General features: G+C 61.8%; 25 protein-coding genes and 3 pseudogenes. 9 read left to right on the forward strand and 19 right to left on the reverse strand.

Features of this window, described 5'->3' with window-relative positions; genetic code table 11:
* Positions 1–14: 14 nt before the first annotated feature.
* The 9 genes and pseudogenes from HZZ13_RS02130 to HZZ13_RS36660 form a co-directional block, all read right to left on the reverse strand.
* Entirely contained in the window at positions 15–1778 is a 1764-nt protein-coding gene (locus HZZ13_RS02130) for a relaxase/mobilization nuclease domain-containing protein (RefSeq protein WP_197957987.1), read from the reverse strand.
* A 385-nt stretch (positions 1779–2163) separates the two neighbouring features.
* Entirely contained in the window at positions 2164–2994 is an 831-nt protein-coding gene (locus HZZ13_RS02135; RefSeq protein WP_197957988.1) for a lytic transglycosylase domain-containing protein, read from the reverse strand.
* Between the two features lie 4 nt (positions 2995–2998).
* On the reverse strand, positions 2999–3511 hold the full coding sequence (locus HZZ13_RS02140) for a S26 family signal peptidase (RefSeq protein WP_197957989.1): 513 nt from the start codon (positions 3509–3511) through the stop codon (positions 2999–3001).
* Positions 3508–3972 (reverse strand): DUF2840 domain-containing protein, encoded by a 465-nt coding sequence (locus tag HZZ13_RS02145; RefSeq protein ID WP_197957990.1) that lies wholly within the window; start codon positions 3970–3972, stop codon positions 3508–3510. The genes HZZ13_RS02140 and HZZ13_RS02145 overlap by 4 nt, the downstream gene beginning before the upstream one ends.
* 289 nt (positions 3973–4261) lie before the next feature.
* Positions 4262–5143 (reverse strand): replication initiator protein A, encoded by an 882-nt coding sequence (locus tag HZZ13_RS02150; protein ID WP_197957991.1) that lies wholly within the window; start codon positions 5141–5143, stop codon positions 4262–4264.
* Between the two features lie 22 nt (positions 5144–5165).
* Positions 5166–5447, reverse strand: a complete 282-nt coding sequence (locus tag HZZ13_RS02155; RefSeq protein WP_197957992.1) for a helix-turn-helix transcriptional regulator — start codon at positions 5445–5447, stop codon at positions 5166–5168.
* A gap of 134 nt (positions 5448–5581) precedes the next feature.
* Positions 5582–5914 carry a DUF2285 domain-containing protein gene (locus tag HZZ13_RS02160; RefSeq protein ID WP_246504250.1) on the reverse strand — a complete coding sequence of 111 codons (333 nt, stop codon included), beginning with the start codon at positions 5912–5914 and terminating at the stop codon, positions 5582–5584.
* Between the two features lie 243 nt (positions 5915–6157).
* Entirely contained in the window at positions 6158–6352 is a 195-nt protein-coding gene (locus HZZ13_RS02165) for a transcriptional regulator domain-containing protein (RefSeq protein ID WP_197957993.1), read from the reverse strand.
* Positions 6353–6540: 188 nt separating this feature from the next.
* Positions 6541–6783 (reverse strand): annotated as a pseudogene (locus HZZ13_RS36660) (DUF2285 domain-containing protein); the annotation flags it as partial.
* A gap of 681 nt (positions 6784–7464) precedes the next feature.
* Here HZZ13_RS36660 and HZZ13_RS02170 point away from each other — a divergent pair.
* The 4 genes and pseudogenes from HZZ13_RS02170 (at position 7465) to HZZ13_RS02185 (ending at position 10778) form a co-directional block, all read left to right on the forward strand.
* Complete coding sequence (locus tag HZZ13_RS02170) at positions 7465–8451, forward strand: AraC family transcriptional regulator (RefSeq protein WP_197957994.1); 987 nt, start codon at positions 7465–7467, stop codon at positions 8449–8451.
* A 93-nt stretch (positions 8452–8544) separates the two neighbouring features.
* Positions 8545–9225 carry a nitroreductase family protein gene (locus tag HZZ13_RS02175; protein WP_197957995.1) on the forward strand — a complete coding sequence of 227 codons (681 nt, stop codon included), beginning with the start codon at positions 8545–8547 and terminating at the stop codon, positions 9223–9225.
* Positions 9226–9259: 34 nt separating this feature from the next.
* A pseudogene (locus HZZ13_RS02180) lies at positions 9260–9806 on the forward strand (carboxymuconolactone decarboxylase family protein).
* Positions 9807–9860: 54 nt separating this feature from the next.
* Complete coding sequence (locus tag HZZ13_RS02185) at positions 9861–10778, forward strand: NADP-dependent oxidoreductase (RefSeq protein WP_197957997.1); 918 nt, start codon at positions 9861–9863, stop codon at positions 10776–10778.
* A gap of 203 nt (positions 10779–10981) precedes the next feature.
* On the opposite strand, the gene HZZ13_RS02190 is transcribed toward HZZ13_RS02185, so the two are convergent.
* From HZZ13_RS02190 to HZZ13_RS02220, 7 genes are all read right to left on the reverse strand, one after another.
* Complete coding sequence (locus HZZ13_RS02190; RefSeq protein ID WP_197957998.1) at positions 10982–11302, reverse strand: DUF736 domain-containing protein; 321 nt, start codon at positions 11300–11302, stop codon at positions 10982–10984.
* A gap of 190 nt (positions 11303–11492) precedes the next feature.
* Positions 11493–11657 carry a hypothetical protein gene (locus HZZ13_RS02195; protein ID WP_197957999.1) on the reverse strand — a complete coding sequence of 55 codons (165 nt, stop codon included), beginning with the start codon at positions 11655–11657 and terminating at the stop codon, positions 11493–11495.
* A 191-nt stretch (positions 11658–11848) separates the two neighbouring features.
* Positions 11849–12331 carry a hypothetical protein gene (locus HZZ13_RS02200; protein WP_246504251.1) on the reverse strand — a complete coding sequence of 161 codons (483 nt, stop codon included), beginning with the start codon at positions 12329–12331 and terminating at the stop codon, positions 11849–11851.
* Between the two features lie 136 nt (positions 12332–12467).
* Positions 12468–13391: a DUF2493 domain-containing protein gene (locus HZZ13_RS02205; RefSeq protein WP_197958000.1), complete on the reverse strand. Its 924-nt coding sequence runs from the start codon at positions 13389–13391 to the stop codon at positions 12468–12470.
* Between the two features lie 328 nt (positions 13392–13719).
* Positions 13720–14781, reverse strand: a complete 1062-nt coding sequence (locus HZZ13_RS02210; protein WP_197958001.1) for a DUF7146 domain-containing protein — start codon at positions 14779–14781, stop codon at positions 13720–13722.
* On the reverse strand, positions 14781–17249 hold the full coding sequence (locus tag HZZ13_RS02215) for a strawberry notch C-terminal domain-containing protein (RefSeq protein WP_376707016.1): 2469 nt from the start codon (positions 17247–17249) through the stop codon (positions 14781–14783). Before HZZ13_RS02215 ends, HZZ13_RS02210 begins: the two co-directional genes overlap by 1 nt.
* Positions 17249–18211, reverse strand: a complete 963-nt coding sequence (locus HZZ13_RS02220) for an ArdC family protein (RefSeq protein WP_197958002.1) — start codon at positions 18209–18211, stop codon at positions 17249–17251. The genes HZZ13_RS02215 and HZZ13_RS02220 overlap by 1 nt, the downstream gene beginning before the upstream one ends.
* Positions 18212–19577: 1366 nt before the next feature.
* Here HZZ13_RS02220 and HZZ13_RS02225 point away from each other — a divergent pair.
* Complete coding sequence (locus HZZ13_RS02225; RefSeq protein ID WP_197958003.1) at positions 19578–19856, forward strand: hypothetical protein; 279 nt, start codon at positions 19578–19580, stop codon at positions 19854–19856.
* Between the two features lie 25 nt (positions 19857–19881).
* Here the strand turns inward: HZZ13_RS02225 and HZZ13_RS02230 are convergent, their stop codons facing one another.
* Positions 19882–20070 carry a DUF3606 domain-containing protein gene (locus tag HZZ13_RS02230; protein WP_197958004.1) on the reverse strand — a complete coding sequence of 63 codons (189 nt, stop codon included), beginning with the start codon at positions 20068–20070 and terminating at the stop codon, positions 19882–19884.
* A gap of 245 nt (positions 20071–20315) precedes the next feature.
* On the opposite strand from HZZ13_RS02230, the gene ligD reads away from it, so the two are divergent.
* Complete coding sequence (gene ligD / locus HZZ13_RS02235; RefSeq protein ID WP_197958005.1) at positions 20316–21269, forward strand: non-homologous end-joining DNA ligase; 954 nt, start codon at positions 20316–20318, stop codon at positions 21267–21269.
* Between the two features lie 40 nt (positions 21270–21309).
* On the opposite strand, the gene rnhB is transcribed toward ligD, so the two are convergent.
* Together rnhB and ku are read right to left on the reverse strand one after the other, a co-directional pair.
* Complete coding sequence (gene rnhB / locus HZZ13_RS02240) at positions 21310–22122, reverse strand: ribonuclease HII (RefSeq protein ID WP_197958006.1); 813 nt, start codon at positions 22120–22122, stop codon at positions 21310–21312.
* 471 nt (positions 22123–22593) lie between these two features.
* Positions 22594–23526 (reverse strand): annotated as a pseudogene (gene ku, locus HZZ13_RS02245) (non-homologous end joining protein Ku).
* Positions 23527–23913: 387 nt separating this feature from the next.
* Here ku and HZZ13_RS37320 point away from each other — a divergent pair.
* The 3 genes from HZZ13_RS37320 to HZZ13_RS02260 are packed head-to-tail and all read left to right on the forward strand — an operon-like array spanning position 23914 to position 25288.
* Positions 23914–24063, forward strand: a complete 150-nt coding sequence (locus HZZ13_RS37320) for a hypothetical protein (protein ID WP_311972585.1) — start codon at positions 23914–23916, stop codon at positions 24061–24063.
* Positions 24064–24109: 46 nt separating this feature from the next.
* Entirely contained in the window at positions 24110–24559 is a 450-nt protein-coding gene (locus HZZ13_RS02255) for a hypothetical protein (protein WP_197958007.1), read from the forward strand.
* A 3-nt stretch (positions 24560–24562) separates the two neighbouring features.
* The gene (locus tag HZZ13_RS02260; protein ID WP_197958008.1) at positions 24563–25288 is read left to right on the forward strand and encodes an SOS response-associated peptidase; all 726 of its coding nucleotides are present in this window, start codon (positions 24563–24565) and stop codon (positions 25286–25288) included.
* Positions 25289–25409 lie beyond the last annotated feature (121 nt).

Here is a 25409-nt window from a genome sequence, read left to right on the forward strand (position 1 = left end):
AATTGGAGAGATTGCTAGAGGCCGAGGTCGCGCTTTCGACCAAAGGCCCATTCGACACCGCCGCCGTCCTTCACGACGCCGGTGACGTGCTGGCCGAGCCTCTTTTCGAGTTCGCGCGACCAGGGCACGAGCTGGAAGCCGAGCCCGTTGTCGATCATGGCGAAGCGCCCCGAGCTGAGCGTCAGCCGATGGCGGTACGTGCCCGCCACATGCTCCCCGGACGCGGCGTTCACATGAGGCAGGCTGGCGTCGGCCGAGACTTTTGAAGCCACCTCGTCCAGCTCGCGTCGGCGCAACGTGTTCAGGAGGTCGCGCTGCAGAATGACGCGCTGTCCCTGCCGTCGCGCCAGACCTTCCTGAACCAGATGCTCGGCGCGCGCTTCCATGGCGTTGCGGGTCTCTCGGCCGAAGCCAATCATCGCGAGCGGCATGGGATGTCGGTCAACCAGCCTGTGGTCGAGCCAGGTGGCCCCTCTCGCTGTGATCTGCTCACGGAGATCGAGATCGGAACGGGTTGCGAGCACTACGGTTGGCCGCGGATCGCCGGCTTGACCGAAGCATCGGACTTCAACGATACCGCCCGCCGGCGGAGCATGTTCGAAAGCCTCTAGGCCTCGAAAGCGCACGTGGTGCGCTCGTCCATCTGTCCCATCGATCAGGGCATAGGCCTCGCCGGTCAGTTCGTCATGCAGTCCTCGGTCGACCAGTCGTCCGATGAGCTGAGATGTCGGCTGTTCCCCCTCGATGACGTAGTCGGAAATGCCGCGAGCTTCTCCGCGCTCGGTGAAGGCGCGGTGCATGGTCTTGATGATGTCGCCGCGCATGCCGAGGTCGCGCAAGCTGCGCTCGGCTTCCAGCCCGACCATCCACTCCCCGGGCGCGGCGGATGCAGCAAGGCCCATCTTCTCCAGGTGCTGAAGGCGACCGATCATCAAACGCCTGATCTCAGGATCGGACTTGCCGGGACTCTCTGGGCGAAGATCGATATAGCCGGTCGCATCTGCCGCCAGCCGGATCTCCCGATCGAGCCGCGTCCATCGCTCCGCTGTAACTTCCCTCTCCAGCGAATTGCGGATCTCGTGCTCTGGTTTTGGTCCCAGTTCGATGGCGACCAGTTCCTCGGCGCGTGAGCGCAGGCCCTGGCTGATGTAGTCGCGGGAGATCACGAGATCCGTCCCTTCCTCATCTACTCCCCGAACGAGAAGATGAACATGAGGGTTGTCGGTGTTCCAATGATCGACAGCCACCCAATCAAGGCGCGTGCCGAGATCGGTCTCGATCTGCTTGGCGAGATCGCGGGTGAAGGCCTTGAGGTCGGTCATGTCGCCGGCGTCCTCTGGCGAGACGATGAACCGGAAATGATGCCGGTCGTCCTTGCAACGTTCAGCGAAAGCCGCACCATCAGCCCGGTCGCCGCCAGCGTCGAACATCTCGGCCCTCTCGCCGCTCCGGGTCACCCCATCGCGCTTCAAGTATGAGAGATGGGCGATCAGTGGTGCTGAACGGAAGGCTCGTCCCTTGTGGCGAACGACGCGCGCCTTCACCACCACGCGCCGTGTCGGACTGAACAACCGGCTGCGATTAAAAGCGAGCCGGCCGCGGCCGAACGTCGAACGTCCGTAGACCGCAGAACGCCTGCCGGCCGTCACCTGACCAGAAGTGTGACCGGCCTTCTTCGCGGCACGAAGCACTTGGTTGATGAAGCTCTTGGGCGTCGGCGCGCGGGTGCTGCGGATACGCCCGGGCCGAATGCGCAGATCGCTATCGCCGGCGGTCATGGCCGAGCCTCTAACAGCATTAAAACAGCTACAGTGCCGAAAATGCCCTTGATCACATTGTTCAAAGCGCAAGGCGCGGCACGCGCCCCGACCGACCGGCACGCCAGAACACAAGCCATGTCAATGGCTTGCGGTTCGACCGGCGAGCCCCTTTTATCTCGCCGTCCTGCCGTCGTTGTCTCCCGGTCGCCGGTTCCCGAAAGAGCCGCCGCGACTTGGCAGCCAACTCGCGAAGCCCCCACTGCTTCCGAGCGCTTGCGATAGCGATCGTTACCCGAAGGGCCGAGACACCCGAAGGGTGGCTCGGTGAGGAGCGAAGCGACGAGTAGAGCGCGGGCCGAAGGCATCGCCCATACGCCATCACCTTGCGAACCTGCACATTTGCTCATTGCGATACTCCCGAAGCCGATCGAGGGACGAAGACGCCAACAGGCCGAGGCACCATGGGCGAAACATGGGGTGCCGAGATTGCGGTCCTGACACCGCTCGACGGCATAAGCGCCAGCAGCCGATGGCGCGGTTTCATGAGATCGGATCGCATGACGAATGGCGCCGCAGCTGCTGATGACTCTCGGCTGGACGTCCACCTCGGCGGCAGTTCGATGGCAAGCAGATTTGCAAGCTTTGCGACGTATGCTCGCGTCTCGTCCGGCAAAGAGCCGCCTGCGAGATGCTCTTCATAGCGAGCAGGTCCCGCGTTGTACGCGGCAAACACGCCAGGCGAGCCATACCGATCGAGCAGTTCGCGCAAGTAAGCCGTGCCGGCCAGAATATTGTCGTGCGGATCGTAGGGGTCATTCCCGAGATTGTAGCGCTCGCGAAGTTCCGCCCAAGTCGCCGGCATGATTTGCATCAGGCCCATTGCGCCTTTCGGCGATCTGGCGTGCACGTCACCAGCACTCTCGATGCTTTGGACCGATCGGATCCAGTTCGGCGCAATCGCAAAGCGTTGTGAGGCTTCATTGACGAAGCCGGCAAATGCGTGAGCGGTCTGACTTATCGCCGGCGGGGCGGCTGATCCGCTCTGGGCCAAAGCAGCGCTGTCAATCGTGGTCAAAAGAAGCATCAGGGGAACGACAGCACAAACGCGCGTGCCCGACCGACTCAAGCATGCGGGAGGATTCGCGTCAGCCTTGCAGAGATCGATCGAGACGGGGCAAGGATCCCGCAATCGATCGAACAGGGTCAGGGCGAGGAGAACACGTGGAATACCCACGAGATCACTCCTCCCACGTCCACACCGGCATCGCACGGCCGATCACGCTGGATGCCGGAAGAAATCCAAAATACCGGCCGTCAAGAGAATCGTCCGACTGCCAGTTCATCAGAAACAGCTCGCCGTCGCCGACAACGCGGCAGCCCTGCCATTTCGGCAGCGGCCGGCCGCGTCCGTCGCGATCCCGCGCTTCGCCCATTGCAATGTCGTCGACCGAGATCGTGGGCCCGCTTCTGCAGACCGTCTGCCCGGGCAGCGCAAGGACCCGCTTGAGCATGGGGACGCCGATGGGCAGATAGCCGTTCAGGTCAAGGAATGTCGCGAGCGGCTCCGGCGGCTGCACGGCGACCAACTCCGTAACGTGGAAGCGTTCAGCCGGTCGCAGGCGATAGAGACCGATCGGCACGCTTGCCGACGCATTCCAGATGTAAACCGGCAGCGGTTCCAGGACGATCGTCGCGACGAGCGCAGCAGCGACCCCAAACGTCACCGCCAGCGTCTTCAAGCCGCCTGTCATCGCATCACCCTTTGACGGTGAAGCCAGGCCTGATGGCGCGCTTTCGTATAGGGGCGCGGGTTTTCGTTGACGGTCAGACGGTTATGAACGTGATGCCAATGATCAGGCGCGACATCAGCCGGATCGATGCCGAGTGCCTCAACGGCATCGGTCATTTGCAGCACTCGCTCGACCTTTGGCGAGCCGGACAGACGAAGCAAAATCTCTCCGCCGGGTGTCACATAAGGGACGGTCGAGCAGCGCTGTCCAGGCGCGACCGCACGCAGGATGTCGATCCGCGAAATGACTGTTCCAAAGTCATTGGACGTCCAGCGAACGAAGCCAAAGATGCTGCCTGGCGCGAATGACAGCACACGTCGGTGGCGATCAAGCTTCCGTTCCTTGACAATACGACCGAACCGAATGCGGTTTTCAATCCGCTTTTCGACCCACAGGACCTCCACTTCGGTGAGAACGCTCATGCTGCCGCTCCCGACGAGGCGAATGGGCAGCTATAAGCATTGGCGGCGGTGAAGCACCTGTGCGGGTCGTGCCGGAAAGGAGAATTGACGGCCCGCGGTTGCCACGCGCCTGCGATGTGGTTTTCAGCTTGGTCCGTTAGAGGAAATCCGAAGGATTTCTGGTTAGTAAAGTTAGAGCGGCCGGAAAGCGCGCAGAAACAAGCTCTTAAGCTCGATTTCGGTCCCCGATAGCACGAGGATCGGGTCCCCGATAGCACGAGGGTTGCGGTCCCTGATAGCACGAGCTGATTCACAGATTGTCCTCCGAATTCGGAATGAGACCGCGCCGGCGCAGGCGCGCCGTTAAGGGATCAACGGGCGTAGGCGCGAAGTTCAGCCGCTCGGTGCCATCAGGATCGCGCGTGAGCACGAGTTGATAGCCGGGCAATGTCTGGCGCTGGACGATCTGGCGTACGTCATAAGCAAAGTGCTTGAGCGGCGAGAGGATGCCCGACTTGGCATGGAGATGCACAAGATCAAAACTCCAGCCGTCGTGCTGCCGACCGCCGTGCTTGCGCACAAGGCGATACAGCCAACGCTCAAGTCCGCCCGTCAGATCGAAATAAGCACGGTCGATCGTCAGCACGAGCGCGTCATCGATGACGCCAGCGTAGAACCAATCAGGCAGGATCAGCTCGAGGCCAAATGGACGACCATTTGCATCGGCCGTCTCCTTCCACTCGTTGATCCAGGAGAAGCGATGTCGCCGCCGTTCTGCCGGCTGTCGGATCGATGTCAGCACGGTCGTTGACTGAAGCCTGTCGAGACCGGCCTTCAGCCGGTCATAGTCGCGCGCGCTGGTGCCGCGGCCAACAAACGTCAGAATCTCGTACGGCGTTGCAGCCATCAGGCGCGACGTCTTCAGGCCGGCGTCACGGGCTTCGACGATCTGCGAAGCGGCCCAGATCAGAACGTCTGCATCCCAGATGGTCGCCATGCCGTGCTCCGGCACGGCTTCGACACGAATTGCGATCGCACCCGCGCGGAAATCGATTGGTATGATTCGCTTGGTCTTTGCCAGCGAAAAGAACGGATAAGCCATCAGGTCCTGCGCGTCGCGGGGCGCAAGATCACCGGGCAACGCCCGAAAGAGCTCAAGCTGCTCACGCTCGGAATGGTGCTTGCGCCGCATGGTTCTTCCTCTCACGCGGCAATCAGCGACGTTCCTGGCCCGCATAAGGGCGCAAGGCAGGCTGCTTCTTGGCCGGCAGCACGGTCCCATTCCCGGGATCGGAGGTCGATGTCTTGGCGCCCCGGTCGGCCCACGCCTTCAGGTCATCAAGGGCGTAGACGACACGTCCGCCAATCTTCCGATACGTCGGTCCCGTACCGTACGTGCGGTGCTTCTCGAGCGTGCGACCGGACAGGCCAAGATAGCGCGCGGCCTCAGGTGTACGCAGGAATCGCGGGGGAAGACCGGCCATCGGATCGGGCATTTGAGGACTCCAAGAGGACAGCGCACCACGCTTGGCTAGGCCGGCGTGTGTGCGGTCATCATGGAGGAGCAAGATCTCGGAGGGGGATGCCGAATGTTGGAGGAATGATTTTCGGCACCCCTCGAGCGACTGCGCTACTCGTCCCTGCGCCCGGGCCGCAGAAGTTTGCGATAACCACCGCGCATCAACGCGAGGGCGCCTTGCACCAAGCGGACCGTCCGATTGCGTAGATCATGCGTCTTCCAGGCGCGATCGGGGATACGCTTCTTGCCGAACAGCGTTTCGGCGATAACGCGATAGCTTCCTCCCGCGCTATGCGCATCGAGCGCACGGATCGCAGCACTCAAGCGCTCGCGCCGCTGTTTCGATAATTGATGAAAGGCGGGACCTGGCGCGCGTCCATTGATCGCGCGCCACAGCCGGCGGGCTGCATAGGCGCGCGCGTCGAAATCGCCATCAAACGGCAATTCGGCTGCGTATGACGCGCCGAGTACCGCAACTCTTTGGACCAGATACGGTGGTCCACTGAACCGATGCGCAGGACCGCATGCCAGCCGTCGACAGCTCGGCGCACCTGGCCGGCTGTAAGGTCGAGCAGTGGCTGAGACGGCACCCTGCCGTCGTCGGCCACTGCGACCTTGACAGGAACGACCGCCGCTAGAACCTCGGGCGCCCAAAAGATCGTCTGCTCGTCGAAGGACCTCTGCGGGTCATGGGCGAAAGCAGAGACCCCACCTCCTCCTGAATTCCCCGGTCACTTCGCCAGCTGGGCTACTGGCGATCATCGCCTCATATTCGCGTCGATAATCCGCATTGCGACGAAGACATTCCCAGGCGATGTCGGTGATTTCAGCGTCTTGTAGGCTCTTGTAGGAATCCGGCGACCGCCAGTCGAATTCAGGCATTGCTTACGCCCCATTGCGCGACTAACAAGGATTGCAGCGCAATAGGTATGAACGAGGCGGTTGTAGGAAGCCCCTAGTTTGGCACCACGTGGTGCTCTCGCATGACCACTAGTTGGCGGGAGAAGATCATTTCCAAGATGGGCTTCCGTCGATGAACTTCTTCTAGCCAGAGCCCGCGCCGAGAGACGTCCCTCTTCGGTCATCCACTTAGCGCGAGCGAGATGACTCTGATATGCATTGCGCGCGCGATCTGGCTCATGCTTCGGATCGACATGCAACACTATTCGAGCGACTTCCTGCCAGTCCGCCCCCTCACCTTCGGCCTGCAGAAGGAGAACGTAGGTTACAACGTGCTGCTCATCGTAAGGTGTCAACGCTGGCTCTGTCGGAGCCAGGTCAGCCACGTCGAGAGCGAGCGGCGGTGTTTGCATAATCCTTCCAATATTTTCATTTGGCCCTCAATGCGTTGGGGCCTCGCTTCCTTAAAAGCCGGACTTTATGCGCATTCGACAGACCGACGAGGCGACCTTCTTCGCGAGCCGAAAAGAAAAACCGTAAAAGCGGGCTTGAACCTCAGAGAGGCACCTCTATGACCTACGACTGGGCGTGTCCTCATGAATCCTGAGGGCCGCTTAGTCTTCAACAGCGGCGCAGAACCAGAGATTGAGCGAGATCCGAGAAGGGGCCACAAGCCGACGTTCACTCGCTTCGCTTCCCTTAGGATTAGATGATGGCTACCGCGTTTCTGGTCCGCGCCCGTAAATATCGATGACCAGTATCGCCACTATCCGGCATAATGGGTCGCCGCAGTCGACCAGATAGAGGCCGTACAGTTTGCCGATTGCGCGTTCAAGCAGCGATTGAAGCGGAAGTAGCTGCCGTTGAGGAACGACATCGTCATGAAGCGCTGCGCCGACCTCCTATGCGAGTCTGAGCCCCCATGGTCAAAGTGGGGATTGAGGATCACTGAACTCACCGCCGATGTGGGGTCAATCAGAAACTGAGCCTCCTGGCCCTCGTCGCCGGGATCAATGAGGACGGAACGCCATGCCTTCGCCGAAGGCGTCGCTAAATTGATATGCTGCGTCGGCGATTCACGTTTTAGAGGTCTTATGTCTCAAGCCGACTGGTTGAGTCATCTCCTGCAAATCATCACCGTTACCGGCCAGCTTGAGGTCCGCTGCGCCTACGGCGCACCATGGCGTATCGTCTGGCCCAGGGCGGCGCCGAACGAGATCCCCTACCATGTCATAGTCAGGGGTCGTGCCATTTTGGAGGACCCCGATTCGAGAACCGTGCAGGAGCTTGAGAGCGGGGATATCGTGCTGCTCCCTCACGGGTCGGCGCATATGCTGCACGACGGCAGCGGCGAAACGCCAGTCAGCACGCACCAAAGCAGGGGCGCTGCAGGATGGATGTTGAGCGAGAACGATGCACGAGGTGAGCGACTAGATCTGCTGTGCGGACGGTTCTTCGTCATGCCACCCCACGATCGATTGGTCCGCAACTACCTGCCAGCCAATCTGGTCGTGCGGGCTATGAAAAACCGTGGAGAAGAGGACGTCCCGTCGGCGTCAAGTCAACTTTCCGGACTCGTCAGCCTGATGCGAATGGAATCCGCCGGTGACAAAGCGGGAGGACGAGCCATTCTCAACGCGCTTTCTTCGGTCCTGTTCACGCTGGTTCTCCGCGCAGCGAGCGAAGCCGGAACATCGACGGACGGCTTGCTGGCGCTTGTTCGCAATCCAAGGTTGGCGCCGGCCATTGCGGCACTCTTCGCAGACCCAGCGCGACTTTGGACGCTTCCCGATCTGGCCAATCTATGCAGCATGTCACGCGCAACATTCATGCGCCAGTTTCAGGACAAGTTAGGCCGCTCAGCCCTCGACCTGTTGACCGATCTTCGTATGAGCATGGCCGCCAACGAGCTTAGGAAGCCAGGGATCAGCACGGAAGCGGTGGCCGAGGCAGTCGGCTATCAATCCGTTTCGGCATTCCGGCGTGTGTTTGCGGAGAGACTGGGGATGACCCCAGGGGAATGGCGCCGACGGGCTCACAACGGCGAGAAGCCTGCAGACATGCAGACCGAGACAAAATGATCCTTTTGAGCATCATATTGAGCCTATAGAGGCTCGAAATCATCAAATGCATCAGTAGGTTGGCTCCGTAATCACTTGATGAGGAGCCACCCAATGCACGACACCCCCACAACCGCAGCTAATCGCGAAACCTCCCGCTGGCTCGCGGTGCCGCTGCCGACAAACGTCGTCATTGAGACCATCCTGAGCCGCAGTGCCGCGAAGTACTACGACCCAACCGCTACTCTCAGTGACGACCAGATCCGACAGTTGGTGCGGATCGGTACTTCGGCGCCGACATCCTTCCATCTGCAGAACTGGCGCTTCATCGCCGTGCGCTCAAGCGAAGCGAAAGCGCGGCTGCTTCCGATCGCCTGGAATCAGCCCGCAATCACCGAAGCAGCCGTCACCTTCATCATCATCGGCCAACTGGCTGATGCCAGCACCGTCCCTGAGCGCCTGGCGCCCGTCGTGGAAGCCGGAATCATGCCGGCACATATGGTGCCGGAATGGGAGGGGCCGGCTCGCAGCCTGTACGACAACCACCCGCAGCGCCAGCGCGACGAGGCCGTGCGCTCCGCGACCTTCGGCGCCGCAGCTATCGTCTATGCAGCCCGCTCGCTAGGCCTGGGGTCGACACCGATGATCGGTTTCGATGCAGAAGCCGTGCACAGAGAGTTCAGCCTGGCCGAAGACGAAATCCCGGTCATGCTGCTGACCGTCGGGCCGGAGCGGCCCGGCAACTGGCCGCAGAAGCCGCGCCTGCCCGTGGTCGATGTGCTGCACTTCGCATAGCCAATCCCAAAGCCAATCATTAAGGAGAAATATCATGGCCAGAGCTGCCGCTCTGAAGCCGGAACACGTGCCGGCTGATTCGAAACCGACCCTCGATATGTTCACCAAGAACATCGGGTTCACGCCAAACATGATGGCGACCTTCGCGCAAAGCCCGATCGCGTTCAACGCATGGGCCGCTCTGCTCGGCTCCTTGAGCAAGGCGCTCGACGTCAAGACGCGCGACAGCATCGGCCTTGCGGTCTCCGAAGTGAACGGCTGCGACTACTGCCTGACGGTGCACAGCTTCACGGCCGAGTGTATGGCCAAGCTCCCGGCCGAGGACATCATTCTCGCTCGAAAGGGTCATGCCACGGATCCGAAGCGGGACGCCGCCGTCCAGTTTGCACGCAAGATCATCGAGAACCGGGGCCATGTCACAGACGCCGATCTGCAAGCCGTTCGCGATGCGGGCTACACGGATGCGAATATCATGGAGATCGTCGCGCTTGTGGCCATGTACTCGCTGACGAACTTCTTCAACAACGTGTTCCATCCGGACAAGGACTTTCCCCGCGGTGGCACCGGCCGGCTCAATCTGAGCACGGTCGGGAAGTTCGGAATTTGAAAAAACACCACACATATAGGAGTCGAAGATGAAAGCGATTATCGTGACGGACCAGGCTGCCGGGTTTTCCGGGATGAAGCTGATAGAACGGCCCGAACCTCGACCAGCGATAAACGACGTTGTCGTGGAGGTTCACTCATCGGGATTCGTTCCGACGGAATTGGAATGGCCCTCGACGTGGACCGATCGCCGCGACCAGAATCGAACTCCCTCGATCCCTGGGCACGAATTCGCCGGCATCGTCACGGCTCTTGGCTACGGCACGACGGGATTGTCGGTGGGACAGCGCGTATTCGGCCTTGCCGACTGGTATCGCGATGGCTCGCTGGCTGAATATATTGCCATCGAGGCGCGCAATCTGGCGCCATTGCCGGGTGACGTCGATTTCAAGGTGGGTGCGAGCCTGCCGATCTCGGGCTTGACCGCGTGGCAAGGGCTTTTCCAGCATGGCCGACTTCAGGCAGGCCAGAGCGTGCTTGCGCATGGTGCGGCCGGTGCGGTCGGCTCTATGGTCGTTCAACTCGCACGAGAGGCTGGCGCCTATGTCATCGGAACAGGACGCGCAGCGGACCGGCAGAAAGCGCTCGACTTCGGCGCGAATGAATTCGTCGACCTGGAGCACGACGCCCTCAAAGATGTCGGCCGCGTCGATCTAGCCTTCGACGTCATCGGCGGCGAGATCCAGAAGCAGTCTGCAGCCCTCGTCAGAGGCGGAGGGACGCTGGTGAGTGTCGTCGGCCCGCCGGAGGCTCGGCCGCTGGACGGTTTGGCCATCGATTTCGTCGTCGAAGCCGATCGCGGTCAATTGAGTGAGATCGTCCAGAGGGTGCGGGACGGAAGACTGCGGACAAACATCGGAAAGGTCGCCTCTCTCGACGACGCGGTCGCTACCTTCAACTCAGCCCAGCGCCGCCAGGGCAAGACGATCATTCAGGTCCGCTCGTAGGAGCTTGGGCATGGACGAGGGTTCAGCTCTCCCCCGCGAGTTGTGGTTCCGCCTCTGGATCGTGCCGGGTGTCTTGGCACGCATCCGGGCGAAGGATGCGTTAGCTTTGCGCATCCGCCTAGCTTAAGTTGCTCAATTTCTTGCGCGCAGCCACGGGCATGAAGCCCCGCCCGATTTGCTCGGGCGGGGTTACTGGTGCGCTCTTACTCGCCGGTCTTGCGCGGCCGCGACCAGAGCAGGGTGTAGCCTTCACCGCCTTCGTCATCGAACAGGTTCGCGTAGATCGGCGCGTTGAACGAGGGGTCATCGAGCTTGAGCGAGAGGTAGTCGCGGCCCTCTTCGGAGCGCTTCGACCAGGCCGCGCCGATCTCGGCCCGGCCCACATAGATGCGGTGGCTGGGAGCGTTGTCGTTGGATCGGTTGGTCTCGGCGACGATGCGGACGCCCTTGGCCTTTAGGCTCAGGGTCACGATCTCGCCCTGGAATTCGTTACCGACCTTCTTGAAAGAACCGATGATAGCCATGTCTCTTCTCCTGTTGTGTTTCGAGCCCGCGACCACCGCGGCCTCGATGGCGATCTAGGGCCGAAGACGATCGGCGACGCACCCGCTCGCGGGCCGGAGTGCAGCGGAGGACGTCGTTGTGGCGACTTTCTTGCCTCGCGAGGAATGGGCGAAGCCCAGGGGAAGAAAGTCGCAGCAACGGCGTTGCGGCTCAGACGATCGAGGCGAAGCCGGTCTTCGGCCAGATCAAGCCATCAACGAGGCCACGTGCGTCCGCGTGCTTGAACCACAATCTCTGGAGAAGCGTGGCTATCTCGGTTTTGATGAACAAGGGGTCGGAACGATTCAGCGCGGAAAGAGAAACAATCTGCTGCAAAGGGCGGCATCGTCTTCCAGGAACGGGTCGAGGTTTACACGCTGCGCCGCGGATGCGTGGGCCAGGCCGAATACCGGGTTATTTGATCGAGGAATTCAGAGGAGGCTTGCCTCGCCGCGCTCAGGCTTCGATCGTCCCCGTTCACCGCGCCGATCTAAGCGCACCTGTTCGACGATGAAGGCGGAAAGCGGTCATCCCCTCGGGCCATGCTGCCGTAAGAACTGCTTAGGACGAGTTCTCCACCACCCTACGCGGTCGAACGGGCGGGTCTCTGCCAAAACCATCAAGCGCGTCCATGAGGTAATGCCAATGCAAACTGCGCCGATGCAGCCGAAGACCTCACGCCAGGCCAACGAAGGCACTCCGATATGGGACACGGCGAACACCACATGATAGCCGGCGACGGCGGCGGGAACAGCGAATGGTGCCGCGATCGCGATGCGCAAGGCCAAGGACTTAGTAACAGCAAAGGCAACCTGGCCGAGGACAAGCGTCAGCGTACCGCCGGCCGTTGCGACAAGCAGCGCGCCAACGAGGCCGGCGCCGCTCTGCAACGCTGTCATCCCGATACTCAGTGCGACGAAAAACGGCAGGGCATACACAGCGAGCGCAAAGATCGCCCAGCAGAACAAGCCAATTCCGAATGTGTTGAGAACAAGCCCAAGGGCGAGCATGGTGGTGGCTCCATGTGCATAAATCTACCAGTCGCGCCTTCCACCACCACCACGGCGCAACCTCAGAGCTAAAATCGAAACGAGGCGGAGTTGCGGCGCATGCCACTCCGCTTCGATGATCGACCGCGAACGGCGCTCACGCGCCGCCGAACCTCCAGACAGGGATGCCGAGCCGCTTCGCCTTGTCGGCGAGGTTGTCCTGGATTCCCGTGCCCGGGAAGTGCATGACGCCGATCGGCAGGAGTTCGAGCATGGCATCATTGCGCTTGAAGGGCGCAGCCTTGGCATGTTTCGTCCAGTCGGGCTTGAAAGCAATTTGAGGTACCTTGCGGGTCGTCGCCCATTTGGATGCGATCAGTTCGGCTCCTTTCGGCGAGCCGCCATGGAGTAGCACCATGTCGGGATGCTTGGCGTGAACCTTGTCGAGGCGGTCCCAGATGAGGTGGTGGTCATTGAAGTCTAGCCCTCCGGTGAGCGCGATCTTCGGCCCTGAGGGCAGCATGACCTCGGTCTCGGCGCGGCGCTTGGCGGCGATAAAGTCGCGCGAGTCGATCATCGCTGCGGTCAGCGTGCGGTGGTTCACCAGCGAGCCCGATCGCGGACGCCAGAATGAGCCGGTGTGTGTCTCAAACCGCTCGATGGCCTGGTCGCGGAAGAGCTCCAGGCAGTTGCGGCGTTCGATCAACGTGATGCCTTCGGCCGTCAGACGCTCGAGTTCGACCGATCGGACTTCCGAGCCGTTCTGCTCGCGCTGGCTTTTCTGCTGCGCTTGCTCGTTATCGTCCAGTTGGCGTTCGACGCGGTGGACGGCGCGATGGAACAGGTTGACTGTCGACCAGAGCAGATCGCCTAAGTCCGCCTCGAGCCGCGTGTCGCTCAACGTCGCGGCCAGGGCGTCGAAGATATCGGCGACAGCGCCTGCGATCATCTTGCCGTCGGGAAGCGGTCGCGGGTCAGGCTGGTCGTCGAAGGGACGGTAGCCGAAGAGCTGTAATTCGGTGAGGACGTGGTCAGTTGGAGAAGAGGCGTGCGGCGGTTCAATGTCGTCGTGGTCGGTCATTGGAGGACCTTTTGCCGGATCGGCCGCGCCCATCGCGGCCTTCGTGGCGATCACTCAGACGGCGGGCGGAACGGGCCAGAACCCGCAAGGGCCGAAGCGGCAGCGGAGGATGGCGGAGGCCGGCTATTTTGCTTCGCGATGCAAAGCGCGCTTGTTTGATGGCTGTTGTGTCTTCTCATTGCCCGAGCGCGGCGGAAAATAGCCGGACGTAGCCATTGCCGGCCCGGTCCGGTTGCCGTCCGATCGCCCTCTAGAAGGCCGAGGTCGCGTCCTCTTCCGGCAATGGCCTCGTTATGACCGACCTAACAACGTCGATCGAAGCACCGGCCTATTCTGCGGCTAGCCTCGACGATTGGAGGAAACGGGCGACGTCCTCTGGCACGAGTTGAAGCCGCAACGCTGCCCGGAGGGTCTCGAGACCGAGGACGTGCAGGTCTTCGTTGAAATCGCCCAGCCGGGGTGACAATGCAATCGCTTCAATGCCGGCGTCTTCCGCGCGCTGTATCAGAGTAGCCTGCACGGCATCTCCGGCCGCGTCGGCGTCGCGGGCGATATAGAGCCGACGCAGGCCAGGCGGTAGCATCATGGCCGAAAGGTGATTGGCCGAGAGCGCCGCGGCCATAGGCATAGTCGGCAGCACGTAACGCAATGAAAGCATGGTCTCGATTCCCTCGCCGGCCGCGAGCACGTCGTCCACCACGCCGAAGCGAACGGCGTTGCCGAGGAGGTCGCCCATGGCCCGCCGTGGCGTGTCGATCGGAGCTTTGCCGAGACGAATGCGATCAAAGCCGTCTGGATCGAGCCAGGTTCGGTGCGCTCCAGTGATCCGTCCCTCAAGGTCCGTGACGCAGGCAATCATCGCCGGCCAGGTTTGGGTCGGCGAATGCTCATTCGGTCGGTAGTAACAACGCGGGTGGAAGCGCAAGCTGCCGCCATGGTGGACACGGGCTATTCCGCGCCGCTGCAAATACGTCTCGACGACCGTGCCTTCGATCGCGCTAGATATCGCAAAGAGCCGACGGGCTGCTTCCTGCGATCCGGGCGGAGCAAACGAGCGAATGGGTTTCGAGGACAGCTGCGGCTCAGGACGAGGCAGCTTCAGAAACCGCCTCGCTTCCTCGGCGACCTCGCCGAAGTCGCGCAAACCGCGGGATTCGCGGATGATGTCGAGGAGATCGCCATGCTCGCCGGTCGCAGCGTCAGTCCACTTGCCGGCGGGGCCCTTAGGTGATTCCTGGAGCCGCACGAACATCGAGCGGCCCGGCGTGTTGTGGACGTCGCCGACCACCCAGTACCGCCCCGCCCGCTTGCCATTGGAAAGATAGTATCGGCACACGGCCTCGGCTTCGCGCGCGAGGCGGCGTGCCAGTTCGTAAGGCTGCTGGGACATCACGCAGCCTCCCGCCCACTGACGCGCGTAACCGGATAGGTGTCGATCACCTTTGTCAGGATCGCCACGCCGCTTGCGTCCGTGGGCACGAACATCCGCAGCTTCCAGGAGATGATCTCTCCGAACAGGCCGTAAGCGCGGAGGCGATCGCGCATCGTGTCGTTGAATCCCGACAGCTCGATGCTGACCCGGACGCGGCGAAGCTGGAGCCCCTCTGCGAGTTCGAGGACGGTGCGTCCCTCCCTCACGGCCGCAAAGGCGGCGTCCGGTGACCACGTAGGCGCGTCCGCCGAGACGACGTTTGCGACCCACGCGGCAGAAACCTTACGGCCGATGATGCGTTCGCCAGCGTCGGTCTGGAGCCGATCGACACGAGTCGATTCGTTCGGGAAGCGTTTCCAAATGGGTAACAGCAAGCCGGCCACGACGTGGATCTTGCTCTCCGTGAACTTGGGGACATCGGCAAGCTTCGCCAGCCAGGCTGCGGCGAAGCGTTCACGGTCCGCATCGACCCAATGGCTCTCCGCCATCATGTTCAAGGAGACCTGGTGCTGCTCCATTGGCCGGATCAGGCGGACGCGGCGCTCGATTTCGCCTTCGTCGAGCATGACGCTCGCCGCCGGGACCTGCACGGCGGCTCGTCCTGACCGCTCATTGATCAGCAGGACAGCGCGATGATCGGAAAGGCGATCGAGAGCGTTATCCAGGCTCACAGGATGATTGCGCTGTCGCTGGGTGATCGTGAGCAGCCTGGTCTCGGCGCCAGTACCCGGATGGACATAGAAGGTCCGTCGGTCGGTGACGACAAAGCTTTCGGCGCGGAGCGTTTCCAGCCCGACGTCGTAGGTGCCCGATGCGAGCGCGCCCTCGATCCGGGCGGTCAAAAGCTGCTCGAAGGCGGTGAACAAGACATTCTGGAGATCGATGGTGAGGGCCAACAACCGGTTCAGGAAGGTCGTGATCGGCGGAAGATCATCCCTGAGTCCATTGGCGTCCGTGAGCTTCAGGCCTGTCGCATCCTCGAACCTCTCGAGCGAGCATCCCTCGACCTTGCCTCGCACCAGCAGCGTGTAGACTTGCCGCGACGCATCACGCGCGTATTGACTTTCGAGATTGTCATCGGGCCTGAACAGGCCCTGCCCTCCGGTCTGGCGCTGGCCGCGCGCAATGGCCCCCAAGGTGTCGAGCCGGCGGGCGATGGTGCTGAGAAAGCGCTTTTCGGCCTTCACGTCGGTCGCGATGGGCCGAAACAGCGGTGGCTGCGCCTGGTTGGTTCGGTTGGTCCGGCCGAGCCCCTGGATCGCGGCGTGGGCCTTCCAGCCGGGCTCGAGCAGGTAATGGACCCGCAAGCGGCGATTCCGCGCCGACAGTTCGGCGTGATAGCTCCTCCCCGTGCCGCCGGCGTCGGAGAACACGAGGATCCGCTTGACGTCGTCCATAAATGCCGATGTCTCGGCGAGATTGGCCGAACCAGCTCGGTTTTCGACCACCAGCCGATCGCCCTTGCGGATGACACGTCGCGAGCGGCCGGTCACTTCGGCGACCATCTCGGTGCCGAAGCGCTGCACGATTTGATCCAGCGCGCCGGGTACCGGCGAGAGCGATGCGAGTTTCTCGATGAGTCTGTCGCGTCGTGCGACGGCTTCCCGGCTCTCAACCGGTTGGCCATCACGATAGACAGGCCGGGAGCAGAGGTTGCCCTCCGAGTCGGTAAATGGCTCGTAGAGCTTGGGGTCACCGCGCTCGCCCTTGCCCCCGACCGCATTCTGCATGGCATGGCTCTCGTCGAAGACGATCACTCCGTCAAAGTCGGAGTCCAACCATTCAACGATCTGCTTGACACGCGAAAGCTTTTCGCCTCGGTCGTCGGTGCGTAGCGTGGCGTAGGTGGCAAAAAGGATGCCTTCCGAAAGCCGGATCGCGCTACCCTGGCGAAACCGGGACAGAGGCGTCACAAGCAGCCGCTCCATGCCGAGCGCGGACCAGTCGCGCTGCGCGTCCTCGATCAGCTTGTCCGACTTGCTGATCCAGACCGCACGGCGGCGGCCTTTCAACCAGTTGTCGAGCAGGATTCCGGCGACCTGCCGCCCCTTGCCCGCGCCGGTGCCGTCGCCCAAAAACCAGCCGCGGCGAAAACGGACGGCATTCTCTGCCTCATCGCGCGCGGCCGCCACGACATCAAAGTTCGCATCGACCGTCCAGGAGCCCGCGAAAAATTCGGAAAAAGCCTCGCCGGCATAAATGACGCTCTCGATCTGGGCGTCCGATAGGATTCCATCTGCCATCAGATCCGAAGGCAGGTGCGGCCGGTAGGGCGGCTTCGGCGAAGGCGACAGCGTGATCTTTTGTACGGCTTTCGTCATTTTGGCTCTCCACAACGGGCGGCCGAAAGACTCTCTCTCGGCTTCCAACCCGTCGCGAACAGCTTCCCCCTCCTCTCGCTCTCGCGCCGTCACAAGGCCAAGCATCACGCCGCCTCGTGATCGGCAACAACCGAATCCAGCGACGCGGGTTCAATGATCTCGGGAACGAAGCCGAGCAAGTAGTCCGCGGCCTTGCTCGCCTGCGAGGCGGCACGCACGATGGCCCGATTGTCTTCGCGCAGGACTTCAAGCCAGGAGCCGATATAGTCGGCATGGCGAACGGTTGGCACGATCCCGAGCGACGCGCAGCTGAACGCGGAACTCAACTCGGCGACCAGTTCTTCGAAGGCATACTTCTTCGTACCGTAGGATCCGCTCTGGTCGCGATTGAGGCGCGAGGGATGCCCGGTCGCATGACCGAGTTCATGCAACGCCGTGCGGTGCCAGTTGATGGGTTCGAAATAGGCCTGCGGCGGCGGGACCTGAACATAGTCTTCGGCTGTTGCATAGAACGCGCGATCTCCACCGATCCGAAACGGAATTCCGCTAGCCTTGATCAGGGCGTCGACGGTAGGTTCGATGAAGCCGGCGGGCGGAGGCGGCGCAGCGTCCGCGATGCCATCGGGCAGTTCCTCGCACTGATCGGTGTTGAAAACGGTAAACCGTTTGAGGAATGGAATTGCCTGCGCGTCTTCGCCGGTCTCGGCGGCGCGTCGCCTTTCGTCATTCGGCACGAAACGATCAGCGTAGACGACCGTGGTGCCGCGCTCTCCCTTGCGAACGTGGCCGCCGAGCGAGAGGGCCTGACGAAAGGTGAGCCAACTTTGACCGGTAAATCCACGTTCGATCACGGCTCCCCAGAGGATGAGGATGTTCACCCCACCGTATTGCCGGTTGGTCGACGCGTTTTTCGGCATGGCCAGCGGCGCTTTTGCCGCGGCCGTACCCCAGGGCTGGACCCAGGGGACGCGTCCGGCCTCGAGCTCGGCAATGATCTTGTCGGTAATTTCGGTATAGAGGTTGGCCCGGTCCTGGCCGGGGCGCGCGCTCGCAGTAGGGTTTGACATCGCGGGTCTCCGCGACGGGCACCGCGAGCCTCTCTCGCAGCTTGTAACCCGTCACGGAAAAACCCTGCCTGCACTCTTACTCTTAGCTCCCTGCGCATCTGCCTGGGTGGAGTTCCGATCAGGCGTGCGCCAGCGGCGCATCGCCTCAACGGAAAATGGCACCCGGAGAGCGTGAGCATAGTGACCCGAACGGGCACGCGGGTCCGAGTGCAGCGACGAGACCGGTTTAAGAGGGCACCCGGGAACGGGGCAGTGATAGCGATCGCCGCAGGCGAGCCCCTTTCCCGAGTGCCCCCGGCGAGGAGCACCAAAGCTCTAGCGCGAGGGATCGAAGCCGCAAGGCCGAGACGCTGCGCGGCTCGGTTCACGAGAGCCCGGTGCGGCTCTGGCCGCACGCGCAAAGCCTAAGCGAACGTGATGCAGGCAATGATACGAGAACCGCCCGGCATTTCCACAGGCGTTTCACGATTATGGAAGAGAGGCCCGTGGGCGGAGCGAAAGCGAAGAGCGCTCGCGGGACGCAACAAAGGAGGCACCCGCAGGAGGGTCAGCATAGCGCCCACGCGTAGTGGCGGGACCCGGACGGAGTGCAGTCGCAAGACCGGTTAAAAAGGCACCCGACCGAAGAGCAGTGATAGCGACGCCGGCATGCAATGACGGCGGCCCCGAGGGCGAGTGCCTCCGGCGAGCGACTCAATGCGGCTTCACGCCTCCTTGGTATCAATTTTGCTTTTGTGATATCGTCTCACTCGTGCGCATGTCGATGCACGACGTGGGCATGTTCACTGAGAGCCAATTCTTACAGAGGACGACATGGCCAAGAAAGCGAAGAAGGCAAAGAAGACCGCGAAGGCAGCCACCAAGAAGGTGGCAAAGAAGACTTCAAAGAAAAAGAAGTAGTCGTATCGGCTACTGATCTATTGCCGCCTCCGGGTCGCAACCCGGATGAAAAGCGAGACCTTCCAAAGGATATGAAGCGTCCTTTGCAGCCGTTCGGTATCGCGGCACGCTACGATAAGGCCGGACCTTTGTGCAGGAGGCTGCTGCATAAAGGTCCGGTTTTTCATTTCTGTCCCCGCGAGGGCGTGACCTGCTCGTACGCGAATCCGCAGGGCCGAGACGCTCCGCGGCTCGGTTTACGAGAGCGCGGTGGGCGACAGCCGCACGCGCAAAACGGATAAGACGTCTGAAGTATCGGAAAACGGTTTCTTTCAGTTCGTTCTCGCCTACCCCACCACCTGGCCGGCTGTAAAATTTGGCCCTTGAAGGACCACGAGATCCCACGATCCGGAATCCCAGTCGTGTGTTAGGGATGGGGAACGTCTGCGGGACTAAACGATTCGTCTCAGCGTGGGAGAACCTTTAAATGCTGATGACCAAGCAGAGACGGCCGGCGATCCGCACCCTGCCCGGTTGGGCGATCAACGTGCTGAAGGAAGCCGGCGCCATCCGCGAGTGCGAGGAGCACGGTTGGATGCAGGACCGCGCCGATCCGCATGCCCGAGAGTGGGCCTTCGATATCGCCCGTCGAGACCTGCCGGAAGGCGTATCCCGTGAAGCAGCGGAGGCCGCGGTTCGCGACGTGCTGGACTCGATCGGTGATATCTGCCCAGAATGCCCCCCTGACGAGGAGGACCGGCGCTAGGCCCCGACGCCGACCCGTCTTCGACTCAGCGGCCCAGCCGTTTCTCCACACGCTTGCGCGAATTGCCGACCTTTTTGACTGCCTTTTTCACGGCCGATGCCGACTTTCGCGTCTTCTTCGCCTCGTACTGCACTTCGTAGTGCTGCCCGCCACCCACCCGAGCCCGGTCCTGTTTTCGTCCGCGCGCCGTCTTGCTCTTCTTCGCTACCGCCATCGGTGCCTCCTGTTGTGACATCGAAGCAAACGCGACAAGGATTCGCAGGTTCCGGAACGATTCGAACTGTGCCAATTTGAATCGGCCGTAGCCTGGAGTTCTTCAGTGCCGTTTCAGCGTAAAAGGCCGACGGCTATCTGTGTCAAGGCGCTTTTCCCCAGCTTCATCGAACCGGTCCTGGCCACCTCGAGCGATAAGGTGCCATCCGTGCAATACGCAACACGCACTGAAGGATTGGCCCTTGAATGAGCCGTACGTCGACCCTGCCCAAACGCCTACAGCCAATGCTCGCTACGCTCACCGACGCGCCGTTCGACGACCCCCGCTGGGTTTTCGAGGATAAGTACGATGGCTTCCGGATGATCGCGGAGAACCGTGGGGGCAAGGTTTCGCTCTATAGCCGCAACGGCAAGATCATCAGCCGCAGCTATGTCGACGTCGCCAAAGCGCTGGAGGGCGTGAAGGGCGACGCCGTGATCGACGGCGAGCTCGTCGCGATCGGAAAGGACGGCGTCTCGCATTTCCAGCTGCTTCAGAACGCGCTGCGCCATCAGGCTAAGCTTTTGTACTGCGCGTTCGACCTCATGTTCGCGAACGGCGAGGACCTGCGTGCGCTGTCGCTCCTCGAGCGCAAGAAGCGGCTCAAGGCCATCTTGCCGCGCCACAAGCTGATCGCGTTCAGCAACCATCGTAAGGCTAAGGGAACGCAGTTCTTCGCAGAAGCCGAGCGCAGACATCTCGAAGGCATCATGGCCAAGCGCGCCGACAGCCCGTACGCGTCCGGACGGCGGACCGCCGATTGGCTGAAGGTGAAGACCGCGCAGCGGCAGGAGGTGGTGATCGCCGGCTTCACGGCGCCGCGGCGAACCCGGCCCTTCTTCGGCGCCCTCGTGCTGGCTGTACGCGAAGATGATGCATGGCGGTACATCGGACACGTCGGCACCGGCTTCAGCCATCAGGTTCTTGAAGAGCTTTACGGAAAGCTCATGAGGCTCAAGACGGCCAAGTCACCCTTCCCCGCCAAGGTAAAGGATGAGGGAGTCACGACCTGGGTGCGCCCTTCGCTGATCGCCGAGGTGAAATTCGCGGAGTGGACCGCTAAGGGCGAGCTGCGCCAGCCGGTCTATCTCGGCCTGCGGTCCGACAAGAAGGCTAAGGATGTCGTTCGCGAAAGGACTTGGTCGCGAAAACAACGCTAGGACGCAGCGTACGATCTGATGTGGATCAAACTGCTTCGCGCTACTCGGATGCTGAAGGCCACGGCGGCAGCGGCGGTAACCCGAGAGCTTTGCGTACAGGTCCGAACGACCTCCGGTGGGCTGCGCATGCGCCAAGCCGAGCAAGCGCATCGTAATGGGCCGGCACCGGGTAACCCTTGTGATCCGCAAATCCGTAGCCGGGGTGACGCACGTCGAGCGCCCGCATGACGGTGTCGCGCTCGACTTTCGCGAGAATGGAGGCGGCAGCGATGCTAGCGGACTTGGCGTCGCCTTTGATGATGGCCTGCTGAGGGATGTCGATGTCCTTCAGCCGCTTCGCATCGACAAGCAAGTGCTGCGGCGTCAAGCCGAGCCCCCTGACCGCACGCTGCATAGCCTGTATGCCTGCCCAATAGATGTTGATCGCATCGATCTCCTCGACTTCGACGAACGCCACAAACCAGCTCTCAGCCTTTTCCTTGATTTCCTTCGCAAGCTCTTCGCGGGCTGCGGCGTCGAGCTTTTTCGAGTCGTCGATTCCGACTATCCGCGTGCCGGGTTTCAGGATCACAGCGCCCGCGGACACTGGCCCCGCAAGAGGGCTCATTCCGGCCTCGTCCACGCCTGCCACGGCATGATGGCCGCTTTCCCAGAGAGAGGTCTCGAAGCGGAGCATCTTGCGGAGGCGCTGCCCTTCGGACCTGTTTTCGAAGCGCCTCTTATCGATCGAAGCCAGGATGGCACGGACTCCCGCGCGGGTGTCGGCCCGCAAGATCTGCTCCACGCTGGCCTCGAGCGGTCTTTTCTCGACGACATAGCGCTGACGCAATACATCGAGTGAATAGTGAGACATAGCGGCCTTCGTGAAGACTAATTGCGGGAAGCGTCTCGGTGAACTTTGTGGCGATTGTCTGAAGCAGCTATACCGCCTCATCAACTGCGCAACGCCCTCTCGAAAGGAACCGGCCGGCTCTCATTTGACGTCCGATTCTGCGCTGCCGCCGACACCGCGTCCACCGGCCTCAAAGGGAACCAGGTGTCTTCATCCCGAGCAAGGCCACTACTTCGTTCATGCTATCGGACAAGAGGCGGTGGCATCGTAACGGAGCTCGCCGCTCGCCTGCTTAGCCTCGTCCACAGTCCTATGCACCCGGCCCCGCGGTCGGCCGCTTTCCTGGCGCGCGCACCGCCCCGCCGGGCCGCCATTAGACGGCCGACGAGATGACCTCGCGTGACCTCGTCGAGATGGGATTTGCCATTCGTCAGAGCCTGCCACGGACGACGAAATAGTGGCCCTCCGGCGTCACCGGGTGCTTCACGACACCTAAGCCGACTTCCGCTGCGGCTTGGCCGCCGACCTCTTCGTCGCGGTCTCTTTCGCTGCCTTCTTGCCTGCGATCGGCATTAGCATTTCCTTCTACCCGGCCGCCGCCTTGCGCGGCTTTTTTCCCGATTTCTTAGGTGCCTCTGTCGCGGACGCGCCCTCTCTTCCGATGCTCTTTCGCAGCGCGTCCATCAGGTCCACCACGTTCTCGCCGCGGGGACGCGCTTTCGCGGTGATTGGTTTGCCGGCGCGCTTCTGATTGATCAGATCAATGAGCGCAGTCTCGTACTGGTCTTCGAACCTGTCCGGCTCGAAATGGCCCGCCTTCTGATTGACGATGTGCTTGGCGAGCTCAAGCATGTCCTTGGTAACTTTGACATCCTGAATGTCATCGAAATACTCTTCCGCGGAACGGACTTCGTAGGGGTAGCGCAGCAGCGTGCCCATCAGTCCCTTGTCGAGAGGCTCGAGCGCGATGATGTGTTCGCGATTGGTCAGCACCACGCGGCCGATTGCGACCTTGTTCATCTCGCGGATGGTTTCCCGAATGACCGCGAAGGCATCGTGCCCGACCTTACCGTCAGGACGCAGGTAGTAGGGCCGAATGAGATATCGCGGGTCGATCTCGCTACGGTCGACGAACTCGTCGATCTCGATGGTTCGCGTCGATTCCAGCGCGACGTTCTCAAGCTCCTCCTTGGTCACCTCGATGAAGGTATCGGTGTCAACCTTATAGCCCTTGACGATGTCCTCGTTGTCGACCTCCTCGCCCGTGTCGGCGTCGACCTTGGCGTACTTGATCCGATGGCCAGTCTTTCGGTTCAGCTGGTTGAAAGACACCTTTTCGGATTCCGAGGTGGCTGGATAGAGCGCGACCGGACAGGTGACCAGGGAAAGACGCAGAAAGCCTTTCCAGTTAGCGCGGGGGGCCATGCCGGGGAACTCCGATACTGATACCGGAGTCAAGACGAACGACCGGGCTTGGTTCCGGCATCGCCACCCGTGCCCACAGGAGGATTTTTCTCAGCGGCTGCCTGGTCGAACTCGACATTTGTTCTTGTTATGTTCTAATTGGGGCATGACCGACCGACCCGCGAGCTGGCGCATGCCGACCCCGAAGCAGATGGAGAAACTGGCCGCTGAAGCCGCCCTAGGCGAGCACCGTCCGCTGCGAGTCCAGACGCCCCTCTCCCGGCCGGATATTGGGAATCGGTCCTCAAAGAGTCGCGCCGGCGCGACCGTGGCTCGGGCCCGACAGCGACGCCTTTCGGAATTAGGGGCCACGTGCTCCGCGTCTCCTGCAGCCGCTGCGAGCGGACCGTGGAAATTCAAACCGCCGATGCCGTTCGCTTGTATGGCGCCAATGCGCTCTGGAAGGATGTCGCGCAGCGGCTGCTCGATAACACCTGCCAGCAGCGCACCGGCAGGCATGAAGGGGACGGATGCTGGCCAGCGTTCGAGACGCCGTAGTCGCTCTGGATTTGCCGATCCGATCTCTTTGCACCTGGATGTCCGGATGGCCCCGAAGTATCACCCCACGCCCCTGTCGGGCGGCGATCGCAAGGCTCTGGCGAAAGAGCTCGGCAAGGCACGTGCGATGGCTAACATTCTGGTTACCCAATCGGCGGAGATGCGGGCCAAAGGCGAGGCGATGATCCAGCAAGCTGACAGGCTGCTTTGCGAAAGCTGGAATGAACGGATGTGGAGTGACGGCGAACCGGTCGATCCGTCGCCGACCATCGACCAGGCCGTGAATGGAGGCTTTGCCTGGCTGGAGATCAGGTGCGCGCGCTGCAAGACGCCGAGCGACGTCGACCTCGCGGCGATGAAGCACCCGCCGACCACTTTCGTGCACGATCTCGCCAGCCGGCTGCGCTGCCGCAAATGCGCCAAGGCGGGCCAGCGTCCATCCGCGACTCTGCTACAGTTGACGTGGCAGCCGCGCCACCCTCGAACCGAATCTTGAGCGATGTGCAATCTTTATTCGATCACGACCAACCAGGCCGCGATCAGCGCGCTGTTTCGCGTCGTGAACCGATACGTTGGCAACCTGCCACCAATGCCGGGAGTTTTTCCGGACTACCAAGCGCCGATCGTACGCAACGGGGTCCAGGGCCGCGAACTCGCTACTGCGCGGTGGGGAATGCCGTCGTCATCAAAAGCGCTGATGGACACCACCAAGAAACGAGCCGAAAAGCTGCAGGCCAAGGGCAAGGCAGTCGATTTCAAGCAATTGCTCAGAATAGAGCCGGACAGCGGCACGACCAACATCCGCAATGTGAAGAGCAAACACTGGGCCCGGTGGCTCGGCGTCGAAAATCGCTGCGTGGTGCCGTTCAACTCGCTCAGCGAGTTCAACAAGGCCGAAGGCGGTGACGTCTGGTTCGCGCTCGATGAGACCCGTCCCCTCGCCTGCTTCGCCGGCATCTGGACCAACTGGACGTCGGTCCGGAAGGTCAAGGAAGGTAAGACGACTAACGACCTTTACGCGTTCCTCACGACAGAGCCGAATGCCGAGGTCGGCGCCATCCACCCCAAGGCGATGCCCGTGATCCTGACGACGCCGGACGAGGTCGAGACCTGGATGACGGCACCTCCGGACGAGGCCTTGAAGCTGCAGCGGCCACTTCCGGACGGCACGCTCCGGATCGTCGCTCGCGGCGTCAAGGAAGACCTAACAGGGCCAACTGCGTGACCGACGAGACTGACTACCAACGGGGCCGCACCGCATCGGCGCAAGATCATGTCGATATGGACGAATCCGTGGAGCAGCGCGCTTAATTAACAAGACCACCAGGCTGCGTTCCGTGATCGTG

The sequence above is a fragment of the Bradyrhizobium agreste genome (genome assembly GCF_016031625.1).
GTDB lineage: Bacteria > Pseudomonadota > Alphaproteobacteria > Rhizobiales > Xanthobacteraceae > Bradyrhizobium > Bradyrhizobium agreste.